The following is a 20,730-nucleotide window of genomic DNA, read 5'->3' as shown; positions in this document are numbered from 1 at the left end:
AATGATGTTTAAATCAATCGCAGTCAGGGTTTCGCAAGGAACCCAATATATCAAGGACCCGCGGAAAGCAAATCCCGCAGGCTTTCGTGGCAAGCCCGTGGTTGGCTCCAACGCGTGTGAAGAAGGATGCACCGCTTGTCTGGCGTCGTGTCCGACTAATGCGATCACCCTGAATCCGGTCGAAATCGATTTGGGGCGTTGCGTGATGTGCGGTGACTGCGAGCCGGCATGTCCGTCCGCCAAAATATCGTTTGTCAACGATTTCAGGCTGGCGTCCACGGAACGTACCGGACTTGTCGTAAGCGAGTCGCGACCTGATATTGACCCGATCAAGGTGTCCTCGGCGCTACGCAAGAGGTTCGGTCGTTCACTCAAGCTTCGGGTAGTTTCTGCTGGTGGATGCAGCGGCTGCGAACTTGAGATCAACGCGGTGTGGAATGTTAATTTCGATTTTGGAAGATACGGAATCGACATCGTGGCCTCACCCCGGCATGCCGACGGCTTGGTGTTGGTGGGTGTGCTCAACCAGAATATGGCGCAGTCTCTACAGCTATGCTGGGATGGTATCCCAGACCCGAAATTCGTTATCGCCGTCGGGGCATGCGCGATCTCCGGCAGTCCATTTGAAGGAGCATCCGGAATCGAGCGCAGTTTCCTGGATCGATTTACACCATCGCTCTACATTCCAGGCTGCCCGCCGCACCCGCTTACATTTATTTGCGGCGTTCTCGACTTGCTTGGAATTCCAAGCTGAGGCCGACCGGCATGAGAGCACCTAAATCGAGATGCCGGCGCCAGGCTACGGCGCATCAATATACTCATATCCGTATTTTCGTACACGCATAGAATATGTGCGGGAATACGCACTCACAGACGATACTCCCTACTTCACAAAAATCAAGGCTCAAGCCTTGGGTAGTGTCACGCCCATCTGGCCCTGATATTTGCCATTGCGATCCTTGTAAGACGTCTCGCACACCTCGTCGCCTTCAAAGAACAGCACTTGCGCGCAACCTTCGTTGGCATAAATCTTGGCCGGCAACGGTGTGGTATTGGAAAATTCCAGCGTCACATAACCTTCCCACTCGGGCTCAAACGGGGTCACATTGACGATGATGCCGCAGCGCGCATAGGTCGATTTTCCCAGGCAAATAGTCAACACGCTACGCGGAATGCGGAAATACTCGATGGTGCGCGCCAGCACGAATGAGTTGGGCGGGATGATGCACACGTCGCCGGTGAAGTCCACGAAGCAGTCATCATCAAAGTTCTTGGGGTCGATTACCGTGGAGTTGATGTTGGTGAAAATCTTGAATTCGTTGGCACAGCGGATGTCGTAACCGTAGGATGATGTGCCGTAGGAGACGATTTTGTGGCCGTTTTTCTCACGCACCTGACCGGGCTCGAAAGGCTCGATCATGCTGTGCTGTTGTGCCATGCGGCGGATCCAGTTATCGGATTTGATGCTCATAATGGACGATCGATTTTAGCTAAAGTGAATAAAAGGCCGGGAGCTGGTCTGGTATCGCTCGAAAATTTCCAGGCCTGATTTTAGTCGAGCTGATGCAAATGCAAAAAACCGCCCGGCTTTGCAGTACGGACGGTTTGATGCAGACACGCTCTGATTACTACTGTGGCACAGCTTCGCCGGATTCTGCGGCTGCAGCTTTCATCGACAGCTTCAGGCGGCCACGGTCATCTGTTTCCAGAACCTTGACCTTGACTTGCTGGCCTTCTTTCAGATAGTCAGCGACCGCATTGACGCGTTCGTTGGCGATCTGGCTGATGTGCAGCAAGCCATCCTTGCCCGGCATGACTTGGACAATCGCGCCGAAATCGAGTAATTTCAGGACAGTGCCTTCATAGATCTTGCCGACTTCGACTTCCGCCGTCAATTCCATGATACGGCGCTTGGCTTCCTGGCCGGCGCTGGCATCGACCGACGCGATGGTCACGATGCCTTCGTCGCTGATGTCGATCTGAGTGCCGGTTTCTTCGGTCAGCGCGCGGATTACTGCGCCGCCCTTGCCGATCACGTCACGGATTTTTTCCGGATTGATCTTGACCGTGATCAGACGCGGTGCAAAGTCGGACAGCTCGGTTTTGCTGCCGTGCGGTACCGCTTCCTGCATCTTGCCCAGGATATGGATGCGGCCTTCCTTGGCTTGCGCCAGCGCGACCTGCATGATTTCCTTGGTGATACCCTGGATTTTGATATCCATTTGCAGCGCAGTGATGCCTTCTGCAGTGCCGGCCACCTTGAAGTCCATATCGCCCAGGTGATCTTCATCGCCCAGGATATCGCTCAACACGGCGAACTTGCTGCCGTCCTTGATCAAGCCCATCGCGATGCCGGCTACGTGCGCCTTCATCGGCACGCCGGCATCCATCAGCGCCAGACAGCCGCCGCAGACCGAAGCCATCGAGGAAGAACCATTCGATTCAGTGATTTCCGACACCAGACGGACCGAATAGCTGAAATCTTCCGGCGCTGGCAAGGCTGCCAAAAGCGCGCGCTTGGCCAAACGGCCATGGCCGATTTCACGCCGTTTCGGGGTACCGACACGACCGGTTTCGCCAGTGGCGAACGGAGGCATGTTGTAATGCAACATGAAGCGATCAGCGTACTCGCCCATCAAGGCATCGATTTTTTGCTCGTCGCGTGCAGTACCGAGAGTAGCAACAACCAAAGCCTGCGTTTCGCCACGGGTGAACAATGCGGAGCCGTGGGTGCGCGGCAACACACCGGTGCGGATCGAAATCGGCCGTACAGTGCGTGTGTCGCGACCGTCAATGCGCGGTTCGCCGTCCAGAATCTGGGAACGCACGATTTTGGCTTCGAGGTCGAACAGCATATTGCCAATTTCAGCCGCATCCGGAGCTGCTTCACTGCGTGCTGCAGCTTGTTCGGCCAAGGTAGCAGATACGCTTGCGGTCGCTTCTTTGAGTTTGGCGGTGCGAGCTTGCTTTTCCTTGATTTGATATGCAGCGCGTAACAGCGGCTCGGCGACTGCGGCAACAGCAGCAATCAACGGCTCGTTCTTGGCAGCCGGCGCCCACTGTACTTCTGGCTTGCCACCATCGCGCACCAGATCGTGGATCGCGTCGATGACTGCCTTCATTTGTTCATGGCCGAACATCACAGCGCCCAGCATGACTTCTTCTGACAATTGCTGTGCTTCGGATTCAACCATCAATACAGCCAGTTCAGTACCCGCAACCACCAGATTCATCTGGGAGTTCACCAACTGCGATGTAGTGGGGTTCAGCACATACTGACCATCGACATAACCGACGCGAGCAGCACCGACCGGGCCGTTGAAAGGCAGGCCGGCTACGCTCAACGCAGCAGAAGCACCGATCATTGCTGCGATATCCGGGTCGATTTCAGGATTGACAGATAACACATGGATGATGATCTGCACTTCATTCATGTAACCCTCTGGAAACAGAGGGCGGATTGGACGATCGATCAGGCGCGAAGTCAATGTCTCTTTTTCAGAAGGACGGCCTTCACGCTTGAAAAAACCGCCGGGAATACGACCGGCAGCATAGGTTTTCTCAACATAATCAACGGTCAAGGGGAAAAAATCCTGACCAGGTTTGGCATCTTTGCGTGCCACAACAGTAGCGAGCACAACAGTATCTTCAATCGATACCATTACTGCGCCAGAGGCTTGGCGTGCGATTTCGCCGGTTTCGAGCGTGACTTGGTGTTGGCCGTACTGGAAGGTTTTAGTGACTTTATTAAACACGGAGAGTTCCTTTCTAATTGCCGACAGAATTTCAGGCGCTGTCGTTCACCTCACCGCAGGTGTCAAGTCAATGTTGACGTGCCACCCTCTTGCTTTACACCAAAAACATTGCGATGCAGAATCGCAAAATAGCAAAATGCCTGCGACAGCGAACTGGCGCAGGCATTTCGGCTTATACGATCCGAGAGCAATAACGTTGACTGCTTAGTTATCTGCTTATTTGCGCAAACCGAGTTTTTGAATCAGGTCGCGATAACGGCTTACGTTCTTGCTCTTCAGGTAAGAGAGCAGGCTTTTGCGACGGTTGACCATCATGATCAAACCACGGCGGGAATGGTGATCCTTAACGTGCTGTTTGAAATGGCCATTGAGGTCATTGATGCGCGCGGTCAGCAACGCAACTTGCACTTCTGGGGACCCAGTATCATTTTGGGCGCGGGCATTGTCTGCAACGATGGCAGCTTTTGCGGATTTTTCGATAGTCATAATGAACCTTTAACATGCGATGCACAGAGTAATTAACCCTACACACCGTGAACAAATAAATAAAAATCTGGTCTTAATTTAGACCAGACGCGCATTATAGCGGAAATGCAAAGTCCATTCAAACACTTGGTCACAGCGAGAAAATCCGATGAAAAAATTCCCCAAACCAGCCCAACTAATTTTGCTGGCTTGCATCTTGGCAAGTTTGGCAGGTTGCGCCAACCTTGGCGTGGCGGCCGTTACGCCCGGCCAGAGCGAAGCCGAAATCATCAGCAAGCTGGGCGCACCCAGCGCGCGTTACCAGGAAGGAGACGACAGCATCCTGGCGTATGTGCATGGCCCGTGGGGACAGCAAACCTATATGGCGCGGCTGGACGCCAGCAAACGTCTAAAATCTTATGAGCAAGTGCTCACCACACAAAAATTTGCAACGGTAAAGATCGGCGCGACAAACCAGGAAACTATTTTGCACACTTTCGGCAAACCGGCTGAAACCTCTTATCTGTCGTTGTCGGACTTGACGGTGTGGACCTATCGCTACAAGGAAAATGGCGTGTGGGATTCGATGATGCACGTTCATTTCGATCGCAATGGCATCGTGCAAAAAATGATGAATGGGCCGGATACCTGGCTGGAGCCGCGGGAAGAGTTGCTAGGCAGACATTTTTTCAATCGGATGCGGTAGAACAAGCAGCATTTACGAATAAAAACATACTGCGTGCTGTGTTTTTAAACAGCGCACAAATTTAATGCGGGAAGTGATGTTTTATGGGCATACCCCCCATAATTTTCTATATTGAGCGTGCCGGCCAAGGCCTGCGCGCTCCTCGGTACATAACCAGCACCGGCATTACAACTGTGGATTGAGCTTTTCCGACTTCGATTGCAGCTTGTTCAATGCTGACAGGTAGGCTTTGGCAGATGCCACCACAATGTCCGGGTCTGCACCTATGCCATTGACGATACGCCCGGCCTTGGACAGGCGCATGGTGACTTCGCCCTGCGCCTGGGTGCCGGTGGTAATGGCATTGACTGAAAACAGCAACAGTTCGGCGCCGCTTTGCGTAATCGACTCGATCGCATTGACGGTGGCGTCAACCGGACCGTTGCCCTGCCCTTCGCAGGAGGTTTCTTTCCCCTCGATCGAAAATACGACTTTCGCAACCGGCCGCTCGCCAGTTTCGGAATGCTGCGATAGTGCGACGAATCGATAGCATTCTTTTTCGCGGGATTGCTGCTCGTCGGACACCAGGGAAATGATGTCTTCGTCGAAAATATCCGATTTGCGGTCGGCCAGTTCCTTGAAGCGGGCGAATGCCGCATTGACTTCCGCTTCGGAATCGAGAGCGATGCCCATATCGTCCAGACGCTGCTTGAATGCATTACGTCCGGACAATTTTCCCAGAATAATTTTGTTGGCCGACAAGCCGACATCTTCGGCCCGCATGATTTCATAGGTATCGCGCGCCTTCAGGACGCCGTCCTGATGGATGCCTGACGCGTGGGCAAACGCATTGGCGCCCACGATGGCCTTGTTCGGCTGTACCGCGAAACCGGTGATTTGCGACACCAATTTGGAAGCCGACATGATTTGCGTAGCGTCAATACCCACTTCGAAATTGAAATAATCCTTGCGGGTGCGCAGCGCCATCACGACTTCTTCCAGCGCCGTATTGCCGGCGCGCTCACCCAAGCCGTTGATCGTGCACTCGATTTGCCGCGCACCGCCGATCATGACCCCGGCCAGCGAGTTGGCGACCGCCATGCCCAAGTCGTTATGGCAATGCACCGACCAGATTGCCTGGTCCGAATTCGGAATCCGTTCTCGCACGTTTTTCAGCATATTGCCGTACAACTCCGGCACACCGTAGCCGACTGTATCGGCGAAGTTGATGGTGGTAGCACCTTCGGCAATCACCGCTTCCAGTATCCGGCACAGGAAATCCATGTCGGACCGACTCGCATCTTCAGGGCTGAATTCGACATCGTCGGTGAATTTTCGCGCAAATCGCACCGCTTGTTTGGCTTGTTCAAACACCTGATCGGGCGTCATGCGCAGCTTTTTTTCCATGTGCAACGGTGAAGTCGCGATGAAAGTATGGATACGAAAGCGCTCGGCTGGTGCCAGCGCTTCCGCCGCACGTGCGATATCGCGGTCATTGGCGCGCGACAGCGAGCACACGATGGAATCTTTTACGATGCCGGAAATCGCCTTGATCGATTCAAAATCACCCTGGGATGCGGCAGCAAAACCCGCCTCGATGACATCGACGCGCATACGCTCAAGTTGCCGGGCGATGCGGATTTTTTCGTCCCGGGTCATCGAAGCGCCTGGAGATTGCTCTCCATCGCGCAAAGTTGTGTCGAATATGATGAGTTTTTCTGCTGCGGCCATGCTGTGCTCCTGATTAAGACGCGAGATTTCTATTTGATATCGATATCATCGTCGTGCGATTCCGTTTTGGTCTGGATGATGCTGACCGGCTTGCCCTTGAACAAACGCCAGAAATACAGCACATACCCGGACAAGCCATACAAGACAAATAAGCCAAACAAAACCTTGGGTGGATCGCTCGATACCGCAACATAAGCCAGCACAATCAGCAGAGGCGCGATGAAAGGGACTGATTTTCGGTAGTTGATGTCCTTGAAACTGTAAAACGGGACATTGGTGACCATCGTCAGGCCAGCTGAGAGTGTAATGAACCAGGCTAGCCAGTTTAAATCGGCACCGGCAAAACGCAAGTCGTCCATCAGCCAGATAAAACCCGCCACCAGGGCGGCGGCGGCGGGACTTGGCAAACCCTGAAAATAGCGTTTGTCCACCACCGTGATATTGGTATTGAAGCGCGCCAAACGCAAGGCAGCCCCAGCGCAATAAACAAAAGCGGCAAGCCAGCCGAGTTTGCCCATGCCGCGCAAGGACCACTCGTAGACCACCAGTGCGGGCGCGGCGCCAAATGACACCATGTCGGACAAACTATCGTATTGCGCGCCGAATTCGCTCTGGGTATGCGTCAGCCGGGCGATCCGGCCATCCAGGCTATCGAGCACCATGGCGACAAAAATGGCAATCGACGCATGATCGAATTTCAGGTTCATGGCCATCACGATGGCATAGAACCCGCAAAACAGTGCAGCGGTAGTCACCGCATTGGGCAACAGATAAATGCCGCGGCGCGGCAACCGGCGAACAGCATTCCCGTCTTGATCCAGCGACACTCCGTGCAATAATTTATTTTTTGCGCGAAGCGCCCTGGACGACAGGTTGGTGCTGCTTTTCGCTTTACGACGATTGAAGATTGTCATGCAGTTCCATTCTGGTGATGCCCAATTGTTGCAGGAATCAAAATTCGGCCAAAATCGTTTCGGTCGCCGATACCTTGTCGCCTACCGCAACTTTGGGTTTTGCGCTCAGCGGCAGATAGACATCCACGCGCGAACCGAAACGGATGAATCCATAGCGCTGACCACGGCGCAAGTTGTCGCTTGTTTTGACATAGCACAGGATACGACGGGCAATCAGTCCTGCCACCTGCACACAGGTAACGGTTTGACCATTCGATGCAGTGATCGTTAGCGCATTCCGCTCATTTTCTATCGACGCCTTGTCGAGGTCGGCATTCACGAATTTTCCGGGGAAATATTGTACATTCACAATCTCGCCATCGACCGGCGCCCGATTGGAATGGACGTTGAACACATTCATGAAGACGCTGATTTTAAGCGCTTCGCGACCGGCATAAGGATCGTGCGCTTTTTCTACCACGACGATTCGGCCGTCGGCCGGAGACAATACTGCGTTGGGCTGTTGTGGAATAACCCGGGCAGGATCGCGAAAGAATTGCAGCACAAACAAGGCGATGATCCAGAATGGGATCGATATTGCGATTGAATAAGTACTAACGACAATGGCAACTACAAAGGCAATCGCCAAAAACGGCCAACCTTCGCGCGCAATGATCGGATGAGGGTAATTATTCAAATAATAACTCCAGTAGAGAGGCTTTTGCCTCGAATTGTAATGCGTAATTCTATTTCTAAATCAGTAGGTGCGGTGCCGGCTTCGCTGCCCTACCCGCCAATTGCCTACACTTCCGATGCTCATGAAAAATAGGGAAATGTCATAAAAACATTTTGGCTGGCAAGTATAACGTCAATTCCTTGCGACGAAAACCACGCTATTTCTCTGCGGCTTCGAGCATGCGCTTTTGCAGTTCGGCCTGCTGCATGATCTGGCTTTCCACAGCCTTGGCTCGTTCCAGCGCTTTCACCGGCTCCATGAGCGGATTATTTTCCGGCGGCACCGGCTTCGAACAGGATGCCAAACCGGACAGCAGCAACAACCCGATAACTTTGCACAGAATGTCCATAATCTACCGCATCATTTGAACCGTACGTGCGCCACCACGCGCGTGGCTAGCGTACTTTCTCCTGGCTCGAAACTGGCTTCGGCAACCTGTCCATCCATTCTGGCCGATTTTCCCATCGTTGACGCCGCCATATAGGGCCGTCCAGGATTATCGCCGCCGTCAAAATCTACCGTCTCCATGACGGCGTCTGCTGCATTGCGCCCCATCGCCTTGGCAATCACCTGCACCCGCGCCATCAGATTCTGGTAAGCGTCGGTAATGCGATCTGCATCAAGGCGCTTACTCAAGGCTTCGGACAGGCCGAATGTGACGCCGTTGAGCGCCAGAATATTTTGTGCTGCTGCTACTGTGGTGGGCAATTTTTGCAAGTTCTCGGTTTTCATGTCCAAATATTGCCCGACCCGCCAGCCTGTCAACAAGCGCTTGGGCTCACCTTTGCCTTTCTGCGGTTGTTCTTCTGCATAGACCGGATACGTGTAGTAATTGCGCGAAGCCAGTTTCGCTTGCGGATCTTCTTTCTTTAGAATATCTACGCCCTGCTTCATTTTCTGGTTAACCCTCGAAGCGGCCGCTGCCTTGTCCTTATCCTGCTCTTCGATAAAAAATAAGGCGCGCGCTTCATTGTTTTCTGCCCGGACTTCCCCGGCCGCAGAAACGCTCACCAGAGTGCCGGTAGTTGCAACTTGCGCAGCCATGGCCCCGCCGGTGATTGCAAACAATAACGATACTGCTGTGCAGATTTTTTTCATGACATTTCCCAGACAAAAAGGAGTGTACGTCGCCGCACACCCCTTTTTTTAAAAATGAACAACAATACGGATACGACTATTTCTTAGTTCTTGCTTTGATCAACCAGCTTGTTCTTGGCGATCCAAGGCATCATCGCGCGCAGCTTGCTGCCAACTTCCTCAATCTGATGCTCGGAAGTCAGGCGACGGCGAGAAATCAGGGTCGGTGCACCGGCCTTGTTTTCCAGGATGAAGCTCTTCGCGTATTCGCCGGTCTGGATGTCTTTGAGGCACTGGCGCATGGCGTTCTTGGTATCTTCCGTCACGATGCGCGGGCCGGTTACGTATTCGCCATACTCGGCGTTGTTCGAAATCGAGTAGTTCATGTTGGCGATACCGCCCTCATAAATCAGGTCAACGATCAATTTCAACTCGTGCAGGCACTCGAAGTAAGCCATTTCCGGTGCATAACCTGCTTCCACCAGAGTTTCAAAACCGGCTTTGACCAGTTCAACAGTACCGCCGCACAAGACAGCCTGTTCACCGAACAAATCCGTTTCAGTTTCTTCGCGGAAATTAGTTTCAATGATGCCAGCACGTCCACCACCATTGGCCATTGCGTAGGAAAGCGCGATATCACGGGCAACGCCGGATTTGTCTTGATGGACGGCAATCAGGTGCGGTACGCCACCACCTTGGGTGTAAGTGCCACGCACAGTGTGACCTGGCGCTTTCGGTGCAATCATGATGACGTCGAGGTCAGCGCGTGGCACGACTTGGCCGTAATGCACATTGAAGCCGTGCGCGAAAGCCAGTACGGCACCTTGCTTGGCGTGCGGCGCGACGTTTTCATTGTAAACCTGAGCGATATTCTCGTCTGGCAACAGGATCATGATGACATCGGCAGCCTTGACCGCGTCATTGACTTCGGCAACATTCAGGCCTGCATTTTTAGCCTTGTCCCAGGAAGCGCCGCCCTTGCGCAGGCCGACCGTAACTTTGCAGCCTGAGTCATTGAGATTTTGCGCGTGTGCATGGCCTTGCGAGCCGTAGCCGATGACCGCTACATTTTTGCCTTTGATCAGCGACAGGTCGCAATCTTTATCGTAGAAAACTTTCATTATTATTCCTAAATCAGTTGAAGGTGATGATTACATTAAACTTTGAGGATGCGTTCGCCGCGACCGATGCCGGAACCGCCAGTGCGGACCGTTTCCAGGATGGCGGTACGCTCGATTGAATTGATAAATGCATCAAGCTTGCCCTTATTACCAGTAAGTTCGATGGTATAAGTTTTCTCGGTGACATCAATGACGCGGCCACGGAAAATATCCGCGGTGCGTTTCATCTCTTCCCTTTCCTTACCAACTGCACGTACTTTGATGAGCATTAATTCACGCTCAATGTGCGCACCTTCGGTCAAATCAACCACCTTGACCACCTCGATCAGGCGATTCAAGTGTTTGGTAATTTGCTCGATGACGTCATCAGACCCGCTTGTGACGATAGTCATGCGGGACAGGGTTGCATCTTCCGTTGGCGCGACCGTCAAAGTCTCGATATTGTAACCACGTGCAGAAAACAGGCCCACTACACGCGATAAAGCCCCCGCCTCATTTTCCAGCAATACAGAAATGATATGTCGCATATTACAGATCCTCCGAGCCCAACAGCATTTCAGTCAGACCCTTGCCTGCCTTGACCATCGGCCAGACGTTCTCGGTTTGATCCGTAATGAAATTCATGAATACCAACTTGTCCTTCATCGCAAACGCATCGCGCATTGCACCATCGACATCACCCGGTTTTTCGATCTTCATGCCGACATGACCGTAAGACTCGACCAGCTTGGTGAAATCCGGCAACGAATCCATATACGACTCCGCATAGCGCGAGCCGTAATCGATTTGCTGCCATTGACGCACCATGCCTAGAAAACGGTTATTGAGCATGATGATCTTAGGCGTCAGGTGATACTGCTTGCAGGTCGCCAGTTCCTGTATGCACATCTGAATCGAACCCTCACCAGTTACGCAAGCGACCGTGGCATCCGGATTGGCCATCTGCACGCCCATTGCAAAAGGTAGACCGACACCCATCGTACCCAAGCCGCCGGAATTGATCCAGCGCCGTGGCTTGTCGAATGGATAGTATTGCGCTGCCCACATTTGGTGCTGGCCTACATCGGAAGTAATAAAGGCATCGCCTTTAGTGACTTCCCACAATTTTTGCACCACCGATTGCGGCTTGATGACCTCGGTTGATGTCGGGTATTTCAGACACTCGCGACTACGCCATTCATTTACCTGTTTCCACCAATTTGCCAGGGCGTTTGCATTGGGTTTGAGCTCGGACGCATCCAGTTGCGCCAGCAATTCCTGCAGCACGTCCTTGACGTTACCAACAATCGGAATATCCACCTTGACGCGCTTCGAAATCGACGATGGATCGATATCGATGTGAATAATTTTACGCGGGGACGAACAAAAATGTTTTGGATTGCCAATGACGCGATCATCAAAACGGGCGCCAATGGCGATCAATACGTCGCAATGCTGCATCGACATGTTCGCTTCATAGGTACCATGCATGCCGGGCATACCCACGTATTTATCGCTGGAAGCTCTGCATGCACCTAATCCCATGAGCGTATTGGTGCATGGAAAACCCAGTTTATCGACCAGCTTATTCAACTCGGGAGCAGCATTGGCCAAAATCACGCCGCCACCAGCATAGATCATCGGCCGCTCGGCCTGCTGCAACAATTGCACCGCCTTGCGAATTTGGCCCGAATGGCCTTTATCGACCGGCTTGTAAGAACGCATTTCCAGTTCGCGCGGATATTCATAGACGCACTTGTGCATCGAGATATCTTTAGGGATATCGACCAGAACCGGGCCAGGACGACCGGTAGTAGCGATAAAAAACGCCTTGCGTATTGTAGTTGCCAGATCCTTGACGTCCTTGACCAGAAAATTATGTTTCACGCAAGGACGGGTAATGCCCACCGTATCGCATTCCTGAAACGCATCCTGCCCGATTGCGTGCGACGGCACCTGACCGGATATCACCACCATCGGAATCGAATCCATATAGGCAGTAGCCAGACCGGTCACCGCATTGGTGACGCCTGGACCAGACGTGACTAGGGCCACACCGATTTTTTTGGAACTGCGCGAATAAGCATCGGCGGCATGCACCGCAGCCTGCTCGTGACGCACCAGAATATGCTGAAATTTATTCTGTTTGAAAATGGCGTCGTATATGTAAAGCACCGAGCCACCTGGATAGCCAAAAACGTGTTCTACACCTTCTTCAGCCAGACAACGCACGACAATTTCTGCGCCTGAAATTTCTTCTGCACTCATGCTACATTCCTTTCAAGATCCATTGGAGATTGATCGGATGTTCTTTCCTGACGAAATCATGCTGTGCAATACAACAATCCGAGGCTTCCCTTTCTTGTGCGGTCACGTCGCTTCGTAGCATATCCGTAGACATGGTTCAAAGTGAGCGCTAAACGCCACTCGTTCAGCCAGAGTTTTGTTGCGACACTACGATTTCTCACGCTTGTGGCGTGGGTTAGAACAAACAGCTTCTTAAGTAAAAGCACGTCTAATCGATGCACTGCATCATGCGCGGCGCACGAAAAGACCATTAACTCCGGGATTGCGAAGCGAATGTAACGTTAATGCGTAGCACCATTTTGGTCAAGCATAATCCTGTGCAAATTAAGAATCCCTTACAAAAAGCAGGCAGGATTTCCCCATATTTGCTACGATTGCCCCGTAATTTAAAAACCGCGCCAAATCCCCCAGCCTGTTCGATGCCGTATCTTCAATTGCAGTTTTACTGTGACGCCGGCTGGATTTACTTTATTTAACGTACGATTATCATCTCTGCACGTGGCAACTGACAAAGAACTCTCGGATTTTTTGGAAAATGTTGAGCGTCGCGCCTACAAACACGCGCTCTATGCGGTACGTAAAAACGAAACGGCACTGGATATTGTGCAGGACGCGATGATCAAGCTCGCTGAAAAATACGGCGATAAACCAGCCGCTGAGCTACCGATGTTGTTTCAGCGCATTCTACAAAACACCATTCTGGATTTTTTCCGTCGGGAAAAAGTGCGCAACACTTGGGTTACGCTTTTTTCGGCAATGCGCGGCAACACTGAAGAAGGCGAAGACTTCGATCTGCTCGAACACCATGAAGCGCAGGGAGATTCGCAGGCAACCGAATCCAGTGCGGACAAGGTAGAGCGCATGCAGGTGCTGACCTTGATTGACGCGGAAGTACAAAAACTACCTGCCCGTCAACGAGAAGCATTCCTGATGCGTTATTGGGAGGACATGGATGTAACGGAAACAGCCGACGCAATGGGTTGCTCTGAAGGAAGTGTAAAAACGCATTGTTCAAGGGCAACGCATGCACTCGCAATCTCTCTGCGCGCCAAAGGAATACGATTATGAATACCGCAAAAGAAGCCAAAGAACTGGAATTCGCCTATAAAATTCGGCACGCGCTGGATCAAAACATGGCGAACTTGCCAGACGACACGGTATCCAGATTGGCCACGGCACGTAATATTGCATTGTCGCGCAAGAAAAAAGATGCCCCGCTGCGCGTAGCCGTCACACCAGCAGGGCTTGCAGGATATGGCGCACACGGCACATTAGGCTTGCATACTCCATTCACTTGGTTGCGGCGTATCGGCTTGGCCGTGCCGGCGCTTGTATTAATTGGCGGACTAGTCGGCATTTATCAATTTGAACAGCAACAGCGTATTGCAGACACAGCAGATATCGACACCGCAATTCTGACAGATGAACTACCGCCGGCCGCCTATCTCGATCATGGTTTCAACGCGTATCTCACTGACCGCGGAGAGTAAATATGGGGCATGAAATTACTTTCCACTCTACAGTTCGCGCATGCGCGCTTATTGCTTTAACAATCGCACTATCGCTCTGCGGCCCCAACCCGGAAGCGGCGGCACAAAGCACAACCGCCGCGACAACTAAAGCGGCCGCGGCATCCCAAAGCGACGCCAAATCAGGCTGGTCAACATTAACCGCAGCGCAACAGCAGGCGCTTGCCCCATTGGCGGCCGATTGGGGCAGCATGGGCTCCGCCCAGAAAACGAAATGGCTGGCAATCGGCAATAAATTTCCCTCGATGCAGCCGGAAGAGCGCCGTCGAATACAAAATCGGATGCGCGAATGGGTCAAGTTATCTCCACAACAACGGCACATTGCACGTGAGAACTATTGGCGTGCAAAAAAAATCAATCCAAGCCAAAAAAGCGCACATTGGCAAAAGTATCAACAACTTCCCGCTGAACAGAAAAGAAGTCTTGCTGCTGCCGCTGCCAGCAGAAAAAGAGTAGCAAACTTATCCAGGGCGCACAAAAACCATGAAACTTTGCTTGTCGAGCCCAAAAAAATACCGCAGCAACCCAATCAAACAGCTGACAAAGATTCCAGTATACTGACGCCCTCCGCGCCACTCAATACAAAGTAGAACTCCTTGCTTAAACCACCTGCCCTGCTTAAACGTCGTTTGGTGTGCATGCTGTACGAAGCCATGCTGGTTTTTGGCGTCGTTTTCGTTGCGGGGCTGCTGCTCGATACCCTCACGCAAAGCCGCCATGCTCTGACATTGCGACACACACGACAATTCTGGCTGTTCATTGTTTTGGGTGCATATTTTCTGTATAGCTGGATGCGCGGCGGCCAGACACTGGCGATGAAGACCTGGCATATAAAACTTGAAGCACCTGGTCTGGATAGCGTCCCATTCGCCAAAGCGGCGCTACGTTACCTTCTGGCATGGATGTGGTTTCTGCCGGCCATGGCACTCAATTTTGCATTGGGTGTGAAAGGGTGGGAAGGCATTAGCGTTATAGCGGCCGGCATGTGCTTGTGGGCACTGACAGCAAAACTGGATAAGGACGGCCAGTTTCTACATGACAAACTTGCCGGCACCAGATTGGTCAGTCTGGCACCCAGTAAAACAGTTAGCACAAAATGAATACCAAAACATGTATTATTTATATACACCTATTATTATGCGGAAAATAAGGTGTTTAATAGCATACTCCCGCATAAATTCGTTTAAAATAAAATGCATTTAACCACTCACCGCCTCGATGTGGTCGCACTTTGCTTTTCATGATTACACTCCTCACAAATGTTTTGATTGTTTTACAAATCGTCCTAATCGTTGGTCTGTACATCCTGCTGCGTGATTTTTTACTTGTTACCAGCATTCCTTTGGCATGGATTTTGAGTTTCAGCGCAGTCGTCGGCGCTCGCTTTATGTTGATCGCCAACAGCTTTTTCATTGCCTACCGCCACCGCAGCCCACTACCAGCCGAACAGCGGCTTGGCTGGAAAACGGCTATGCGCTTATTGCTGCAGGAATTCTGGGCTAGCATGCTGGTGACTTCGTGGCATATGCCATTCCGATCATTTTCCGGTGCTATTGCACCGCAGGCAACGGGGTTGCCGGTATTGCTCATACATGGATATGGCTGCAATAGCGGCTATTGGCACAGCATGCGTCGGCGCCTGGTGCAGTCGCACATCAGTCACAAAGCTATCGACCTGGAGCCGCTATTGGGTGGAATTGATGGTTATGCTGCCGGCATTGACAAAGCGGTGAAATACCTCTGCCAAGCAACCGGGAAAGAGCAAATTATCATTCTGGCGCACAGCATGGGTGGGCTGGTCGCACGGGCATATCTGCGCCAGTACAGCGGCCGCAGGATAGCAAAAATCATCTCTGTTGGCACCCCGCATCATGGCACTGTGCTGGCGAATTTTTCCATTGGTATCAACAGTCTGCAGATGCGATGGTGTGGCGATGCGGAGCACGGCCAGCCCTCCGACTGGCTGCGCAATTTGGCCAACTCGGAAGATGCCGCCAGTCGCGCGCTGATTACCTCCATCTATTCGCTGCACGACAATATCGTGGCGCCACAACGATCATGCCATCTGCCCGGCGCAAAAAACATCGGATTGTCTGAAATCGGTCATGTTGCACTGGGGCTGCACCCGGTAGTGCAAGCGCTGGTTCTTGAAGAAATCAAGCTTGCAGCCGAGCACGGTTAGGTTTTCAGGAAAGCCCCGTAACCGCAGGTACCTATTCCACCGTAATACCATGGCCAAATAGTCCATAATAATTTTGAGTTCATATTTTCTCGGCAATACGATGCGCCATCTGTTGCGCCAAATCTGCGCTTTTAGCCTCAACCATCACACGTATCAGTGGCTCGGTGCCAGACGCGCGGATCAGGACACGACCGTTGTCACCCAATTCACGCTCCACTTTTTCTTTCTCGGCCACCATTCCAGCATTTTTCAGCCAATCGAAACCGGCCGGTACTTTGACATTGATTAAAGTCTGCGGGAATAACGGGAGATCAGCTACCGACTGGGCCAGCGTCATACCACTGCGCTTCAGGGCAGACAGAACTTGCAAAGCTGAAACGATGCCATCGCCTGTCGTCTGTTTATCAAGAAATAATAGATGGCCAGAACCCTCGCCGCCTAAAATCCAGCCACGTTCCTGCAGCACTTCAAGCACGTAGCGATCACCCACCTGGGCACGAGCAAAACCGACACCCATTTTTTTCAAGGCAACTTCCAGTGCCATATTGGTCATCAGCGTGCCGACCGCCCCGTTCACTGGCCCATTTTTTAATCGGTCCTTGATCATCAAATATAACAATTGATCACCGTTATACAGGCACCCGCTAGCGTCGGTCATCAGCAAGCGATCGGCATCGCCATCCAGTGCGATGCCAAGATCAGCCTGATGGGCGCGCACGGCAACCATCAATGCCTCGGGCGAGGTGGCTCCAAAGCCGTCATTGATATTCAAGCCATTAGGCTGATTTCCAATAGTCACGACATCAGCCCCCAGCTCGTGAAATACAAGCGGGGCAATCTGGTAGGCGGCACCATGAGCGCAGTCGAGGACAATTTTCAGCCCGCGCAAATCCAGTTCATTTGGAAAAGTCGATTTGCAAAACTCGACATATCGGCCCTGCGCATCATCAATACGCCGTGCTTTACCTAATTTTTCAGAAGATACGCAGGACATGGGAGTCTCCAGCGCAGCTTCGATTGCCAGTTCGACGGCATCCGGCAATTTGTTGCCCTGGGCAGAAAAAAACTTGATCCCATTGTCGTAGTAAGGATTGTGGGAAGCAGAAATAACAACACCGGCAGACAAACGAAGTGCGCGGGTCAGGTAGGCTACTGCGGGCGTCGGCACCGGGCCTGCCAGCATTACATCCACGCCGGCGGCGGAAAAGCCTGCCTCCAGCGCCGCCTCCAGCATATAACCGGAAATACGGGTGTCCTTGCCGATCAATACTGCTGGCTTGGTATCGGTCAGCCCGGTCTGGGTGAGCACTTTTCCTGCTGCATAACCGAGCCGCATGACAAAATCAGGGGTAATCGGCGCATCTCCCACGCGACCGCGCACACCGTCAGTACCGAAATATTTCCTCGACATATTGATCCTCATTATTCTATTTATCGTGTCGCCGCTTGCCAGACGGCAAGAGCGTCAATTGTTTCTGCTACATCATGCACGCGCACTATCTTGGCGCCATTTGCTGCCGCAGCCAAGGCAGCGGCAAGACTGCCGGCAAGCCGCTTCTGAACCGGTTGCCCGGTTATTGCACCAAGCATGGATTTACGCGACAGTCCAGCCAACAAAGGTAAGTCCAGCGTCTCCTGCATCGCGGCGATGCTCTTGAGTAAAGCCAGGTTGTGCGGCAAAGTTTTGCCAAAGCCAAAACCGGGATCAATGCAAATGCGTGAGCGGGAAACACTTGCTGCCTGCAGCACCGCGACGCGCTCCTGAAGAAAACAAATCACTTCATCCACCGGGTTTGTATATTGCGGATAATTCTGCATATTTTGCGGCTGATTTTGCATGTGCATCACACACAATCCGCAATCACTGTCTTTAATAGCATCCACCGCCCCTTCCGCACGGAAACCGTTGATGTCATTAATCATGTCGGCGCCGGCTGCCAAGGCTTGGCGCATTACCTGCGGTTTGTAGGTATCGATCGAGATCGGTTTGCCACAATCGCGTAAAGCGTAGACAAGCGGCATTACGCGCTGCAATTCTTCTTCCAGAGGCAACACTTTGGCACCGGGACGTGTGGTTTCACCGCCAATGTCGATGATATCAACACCCTCGGCAATCATCTGTTCGGCATGCGACAGCGCAGACTCAAGCGCATGATATTGCCCCCCGTCCGAAAAAGAATCCGGGGTCACATTCAGCACACCCATAACGAGTGGCCGCGTACCTTCGTGTAACGGCAAGCGATAACGCCCGCATTGAAAGTAATTTTTCATATTAACCATAGAAAAAAGGGTGAGACCGAATAGTCTCACCCTTGCAATTACATCTGGGTCCAGCCTGAGTACAACTTTCCGTTGTTAAGCAGGTGCAGTTGCAGTGGGCGATATATCACCGGAATGGTCATCGGACGAAGAACGCTTCACCGGAATGCCATCTTTAGGTGGACGTGGCGCGTTGCCTTCCATAATGTCGTTGATCTGGTCGGCATCGATGGTTTCCCAATCCAGCAAGGTTTTAGCCATCATCTCGACTTTTTCACGATTATCTTCCAGCAATTTACGTGAGAGTGCGTACTGTTCATCGAGAATGCGTCGAATCTCGGTGTCAACTTTTTGTTGCGTGGCCTCGGATACTGTCTTTGCAGACGAGCGGCCAAAGTAGGCATCTTGTTCTGTATCCTCATACACCATCGTACCGAGGGACTCGGACATGCCGTAGCGAGTGACCATGGCGCGAGCCAGCTTAGTAGCACGTTCAAAGTCGTTCGAGGCGCCGGTCGACATCTGATGCATGAAAATTTCTTCCGAGATACGGCCACCAAACAGGATGGCAATTTCTTCCAGCATCTTGTCCTTGTACATGTTGACGCGATCATGCTCCGGCAATTGCCACGTCAGGCCGAGCGCAAAACCACGCGGCATGATGGTGACTTTATGCACTGGGTCTGCTTTTGGCAGCAACTTTGCTACTACCGCATGACCGGATTCGTGGAAAGCCGTATTCCTGCGCTCTTCTTCGCGCATGACCGCCGACTTGCGCTCGGGGCCCATTACGATTTTGTCTTTGGCATCCTCGAAATCTTTCATTTCGACGAGTCGCTTATTGCGGCGGGCTGCAAACAGTGCGGCTTCATTGACCAGATTGGCCAAGTCAGCACCAGAAAAACCAGGAGTGCCGCGGGCCAGAATATCCGCCTTGACGTCGGGTGCAACCGGCACCTTGCGCATGTGCACCATCAGAATCTGTTCACGACCGCGTATGTCAGGCAAACCAACCACTACCTGACGGTCAAAACGCCCAGGGCGCAGCAGCGCCTTATCGAGAACATCGGCACGGTTGGTTGCGGCAATCACAATGACACCGGCATTGGGTTCGAAGCCATCCATCTCGACCAGCAACTGGTTCAGCGTTTGTTCACGCTCATCATTGCCGCCCCCCATGCCGGCACCACGATGACGCCCTACTGCATCAATTTCATCAATAAAGATAATACAGGGCGCATTCTTTTTGGCATTCTCGAACATGTCACGTACCCGCGACGCACCCACGCCCACGAACATTTCAACGAAATCGGAACCTGAAATTGTAAAGAAAGGCACCTTCGCCTCACCAGCAATGGCGCGTGCCAACAAAGTTTTGCCTGTGCCCGGAGGCCCGACCAACAGGACACCACGCGGAATGCGGCCGCCCAATTTCTGGAACCTGGCAGGCTCTTTCAGAAAATCGACCAATTCCTGCACTTCTTCCTTGGCCTCGTCACAACCTGCCACATCGCCGAAAGTCACCGTATTACTGGCTTCATCAAGCATGCGCGCCTTGGATTTGCCAAAAGAAAAGGCACCGCCTTTGCCGCCACCCTGCATTTGGCGCATGAAAAATACCCACACCCCAATCAGCAACAACATCGGGAACCAGGAAATGAAGATTTGCGACAAGAAAGACTGCTCTTCGGGTTGCTTGATGTCGAATTTAACGCCATTGTTGACCAAGTCGCCGATCAAACCACGGTCTAGATAAGTGACTGAAGTCTTAACTTTCTTGCCGTCGCTCGTGGTCGCAATGATGCTGCGATCCTCGATAACCGCTTCCTTGATGCGCTGGGCCTTCACCTCATCGAGAAAATCGGAATATTGAATAGGTGTAGCACCAGCCGCCATTCCTCGGCTATCGAACTGTTTAAATACGGTAAATAGCACAAGGGCAATCACCACCCAAATTGCTGTTTTGGAAAACATATTGTTCACAAGAACTCCTTTAGCGCGAACGCGATTT

General features: G+C 52.3%; 21 protein-coding genes. 7 read left to right on the top strand and 14 right to left on the bottom strand.

Annotated features, from left to right (window positions below; translation table 11 throughout):
* Nucleotides 1–4: 4 nt before the first annotated feature.
* Complete coding sequence (locus KGFNPO_RS04940; protein WP_472633374.1) at nt 5–754, top strand: NADH-quinone oxidoreductase subunit B family protein; 750 nt, start codon at nt 5–7, stop codon at nt 752–754.
* Between the two features lie 150 nt (nt 755–904).
* Here KGFNPO_RS04940 and dcd read toward each other — a convergent pair whose 3' ends face one another.
* The 3 genes from dcd to rpsO all read right to left on the bottom strand — a co-directional run bounded on the left by dcd (nt 905) and on the right by rpsO (nt 4,241).
* On the bottom strand, nt 905–1,471 hold the full coding sequence (dcd, locus tag KGFNPO_RS04935; RefSeq protein WP_472633373.1) for a dCTP deaminase: 567 nt from the start codon (nt 1,469–1,471) through the stop codon (nt 905–907).
* Nucleotides 1,472–1,628: 157 nt separating this feature from the next.
* The gene (gene pnp, locus KGFNPO_RS04930; protein WP_472633371.1) at nt 1,629–3,755 is read right to left on the bottom strand and encodes a polyribonucleotide nucleotidyltransferase; all 2,127 of its coding nucleotides are present in this window, start codon (nt 3,753–3,755) and stop codon (nt 1,629–1,631) included.
* Between the two features lie 216 nt (nt 3,756–3,971).
* Nucleotides 3,972–4,241, bottom strand: coding sequence for a 30S ribosomal protein S15 (gene rpsO / locus KGFNPO_RS04925; RefSeq protein ID WP_472615064.1), 270 nt, complete (start codon nt 4,239–4,241; stop codon nt 3,972–3,974).
* 148 nt (nt 4,242–4,389) lie between these two features.
* Between rpsO and KGFNPO_RS04920 the strand changes: the two genes are divergently transcribed.
* A complete protein-coding gene (locus KGFNPO_RS04920; RefSeq protein WP_472633370.1) occupies nt 4,390–4,926 on the top strand; it encodes a hypothetical protein in 537 nt (178 codons plus the stop codon).
* A gap of 165 nt (nt 4,927–5,091) precedes the next feature.
* Here KGFNPO_RS04920 and KGFNPO_RS04915 read toward each other — a convergent pair whose 3' ends face one another.
* The 8 genes from KGFNPO_RS04915 to KGFNPO_RS04880 form a co-directional block, all read right to left on the bottom strand.
* On the bottom strand, nt 5,092–6,636 hold the full coding sequence (locus tag KGFNPO_RS04915; protein WP_472633369.1) for a 2-isopropylmalate synthase: 1,545 nt from the start codon (nt 6,634–6,636) through the stop codon (nt 5,092–5,094).
* A 29-nt stretch (nt 6,637–6,665) separates the two neighbouring features.
* A complete protein-coding gene (gene pssA, locus KGFNPO_RS04910) occupies nt 6,666–7,550 on the bottom strand; it encodes a CDP-diacylglycerol--serine O-phosphatidyltransferase (RefSeq protein ID WP_472633368.1) in 885 nt (294 codons plus the stop codon).
* A 37-nt stretch (nt 7,551–7,587) separates the two neighbouring features.
* A complete protein-coding gene (locus KGFNPO_RS04905) occupies nt 7,588–8,226 on the bottom strand; it encodes a phosphatidylserine decarboxylase (RefSeq protein ID WP_472633367.1) in 639 nt (212 codons plus the stop codon).
* Nucleotides 8,227–8,422: 196 nt separating this feature from the next.
* Entirely contained in the window at nt 8,423–8,614 is a 192-nt protein-coding gene (locus tag KGFNPO_RS04900) for a hypothetical protein (protein ID WP_472633366.1), read from the bottom strand.
* A gap of 11 nt (nt 8,615–8,625) precedes the next feature.
* Entirely contained in the window at nt 8,626–9,363 is a 738-nt protein-coding gene (locus KGFNPO_RS04895; protein WP_472633365.1) for an SIMPL domain-containing protein, read from the bottom strand.
* A gap of 83 nt (nt 9,364–9,446) precedes the next feature.
* On the bottom strand, nt 9,447–10,463 hold the full coding sequence (ilvC, locus tag KGFNPO_RS04890; protein WP_472633364.1) for a ketol-acid reductoisomerase: 1,017 nt from the start codon (nt 10,461–10,463) through the stop codon (nt 9,447–9,449).
* 35 nt (nt 10,464–10,498) lie between these two features.
* Nucleotides 10,499–10,990 carry an acetolactate synthase small subunit gene (ilvN, locus tag KGFNPO_RS04885; protein ID WP_472633363.1) on the bottom strand — a complete coding sequence of 164 codons (492 nt, stop codon included), beginning with the start codon at nt 10,988–10,990 and terminating at the stop codon, nt 10,499–10,501.
* Between the two features lies 1 nt (nt 10,991).
* Nucleotides 10,992–12,710: an acetolactate synthase 3 catalytic subunit gene (locus KGFNPO_RS04880; protein ID WP_472633362.1), complete on the bottom strand. Its 1,719-nt coding sequence runs from the start codon at nt 12,708–12,710 to the stop codon at nt 10,992–10,994.
* Nucleotides 12,711–13,247: 537 nt separating this feature from the next.
* Here KGFNPO_RS04880 and KGFNPO_RS04875 point away from each other — a divergent pair.
* The 5 genes from KGFNPO_RS04875 to KGFNPO_RS04855 all read left to right on the top strand — a co-directional run bounded on the left by KGFNPO_RS04875 (nt 13,248) and on the right by KGFNPO_RS04855 (nt 16,460).
* On the top strand, nt 13,248–13,817 hold the full coding sequence (locus tag KGFNPO_RS04875) for an RNA polymerase sigma factor (protein WP_472615792.1): 570 nt from the start codon (nt 13,248–13,250) through the stop codon (nt 13,815–13,817).
* Nucleotides 13,814–14,239 carry a DUF3619 family protein gene (locus tag KGFNPO_RS04870; protein WP_472633361.1) on the top strand — a complete coding sequence of 142 codons (426 nt, stop codon included), beginning with the start codon at nt 13,814–13,816 and terminating at the stop codon, nt 14,237–14,239. The genes KGFNPO_RS04875 and KGFNPO_RS04870 overlap by 4 nt, the downstream gene beginning before the upstream one ends.
* Nucleotides 14,240–14,241: 2 nt before the next feature.
* Complete coding sequence (locus KGFNPO_RS04865) at nt 14,242–14,868, top strand: DUF3106 domain-containing protein (protein ID WP_472633360.1); 627 nt, start codon at nt 14,242–14,244, stop codon at nt 14,866–14,868.
* 6 nt (nt 14,869–14,874) lie between these two features.
* Nucleotides 14,875–15,378, top strand: a complete 504-nt coding sequence (locus KGFNPO_RS04860) for an RDD family protein (protein ID WP_472633359.1) — start codon at nt 14,875–14,877, stop codon at nt 15,376–15,378.
* Nucleotides 15,379–15,542: 164 nt separating this feature from the next.
* Entirely contained in the window at nt 15,543–16,460 is a 918-nt protein-coding gene (locus KGFNPO_RS04855; protein WP_472633358.1) for a lipase family alpha/beta hydrolase, read from the top strand.
* Between the two features lie 79 nt (nt 16,461–16,539).
* Here KGFNPO_RS04855 and glmM read toward each other — a convergent pair whose 3' ends face one another.
* The 3 genes from glmM to ftsH form a co-directional block, all read right to left on the bottom strand.
* On the bottom strand, nt 16,540–17,871 hold the full coding sequence (gene glmM, locus KGFNPO_RS04850; RefSeq protein WP_472633357.1) for a phosphoglucosamine mutase: 1,332 nt from the start codon (nt 17,869–17,871) through the stop codon (nt 16,540–16,542).
* Between the two features lie 20 nt (nt 17,872–17,891).
* Nucleotides 17,892–18,731, bottom strand: a complete 840-nt coding sequence (gene folP / locus KGFNPO_RS04845) for a dihydropteroate synthase (RefSeq protein WP_472634391.1) — start codon at nt 18,729–18,731, stop codon at nt 17,892–17,894.
* Nucleotides 18,732–18,815: 84 nt separating this feature from the next.
* Nucleotides 18,816–20,702 carry an ATP-dependent zinc metalloprotease FtsH gene (gene ftsH / locus KGFNPO_RS04840; protein ID WP_472633356.1) on the bottom strand — a complete coding sequence of 629 codons (1,887 nt, stop codon included), beginning with the start codon at nt 20,700–20,702 and terminating at the stop codon, nt 18,816–18,818.
* Between the last annotated feature and the right edge of the window lie 28 nt (nt 20,703–20,730).

The sequence above is a fragment of the Gelidimonas diazotrophica genome (assembly GCF_055694025.1).
This window is presented reverse-complemented; position numbering and strand designations above follow the sequence as displayed.

Bases quoted from the DNA above. Each gene is read 5' to 3' on its own strand.
- KGFNPO_RS04940 (WP_472633374.1), top strand. From the start codon at position 5: ATGTTTAAATCAATCGCAGTCAGGGTTTCGCAAGGAACCCAATATATC.
- dcd (WP_472633373.1), bottom strand. From the start codon at position 1,471: ATGAGCATCAAATCCGATAACTGGATCCGCCGCATGGCACAACAGCAC.
- rpsO (WP_472615064.1), bottom strand. From the start codon at position 4,241: ATGACTATCGAAAAATCCGCAAAAGCTGCCATCGTTGCAGACAATGCC.
- KGFNPO_RS04920 (WP_472633370.1), top strand. From the start codon at position 4,390: ATGAAAAAATTCCCCAAACCAGCCCAACTAATTTTGCTGGCTTGCATC.
- KGFNPO_RS04915 (WP_472633369.1), bottom strand. From the start codon at position 6,636: ATGGCCGCAGCAGAAAAACTCATCATATTCGACACAACTTTGCGCGAT.
- pssA (WP_472633368.1), bottom strand. From the start codon at position 7,550: ATGACAATCTTCAATCGTCGTAAAGCGAAAAGCAGCACCAACCTGTCG.
- KGFNPO_RS04900 (WP_472633366.1), bottom strand. From the start codon at position 8,614: ATGGACATTCTGTGCAAAGTTATCGGGTTGTTGCTGCTGTCCGGTTTG.
- KGFNPO_RS04895 (WP_472633365.1), bottom strand. From the start codon at position 9,363: ATGAAAAAAATCTGCACAGCAGTATCGTTATTGTTTGCAATCACCGGC.
- ilvC (WP_472633364.1), bottom strand. From the start codon at position 10,463: ATGAAAGTTTTCTACGATAAAGATTGCGACCTGTCGCTGATCAAAGGC.
- ilvN (WP_472633363.1), bottom strand. From the start codon at position 10,990: ATGCGACATATCATTTCTGTATTGCTGGAAAATGAGGCGGGGGCTTTA.
- KGFNPO_RS04880 (WP_472633362.1), bottom strand. From the start codon at position 12,710: ATGAGTGCAGAAGAAATTTCAGGCGCAGAAATTGTCGTGCGTTGTCTG.
- KGFNPO_RS04870 (WP_472633361.1), top strand. From the start codon at position 13,814: ATGAATACCGCAAAAGAAGCCAAAGAACTGGAATTCGCCTATAAAATT.
- KGFNPO_RS04865 (WP_472633360.1), top strand. From the start codon at position 14,242: ATGGGGCATGAAATTACTTTCCACTCTACAGTTCGCGCATGCGCGCTT.
- glmM (WP_472633357.1), bottom strand. From the start codon at position 17,871: ATGTCGAGGAAATATTTCGGTACTGACGGTGTGCGCGGTCGCGTGGGA.
- folP (WP_472634391.1), bottom strand. From the start codon at position 18,731: ATGAAAAATTACTTTCAATGCGGGCGTTATCGCTTGCCGTTACACGAA.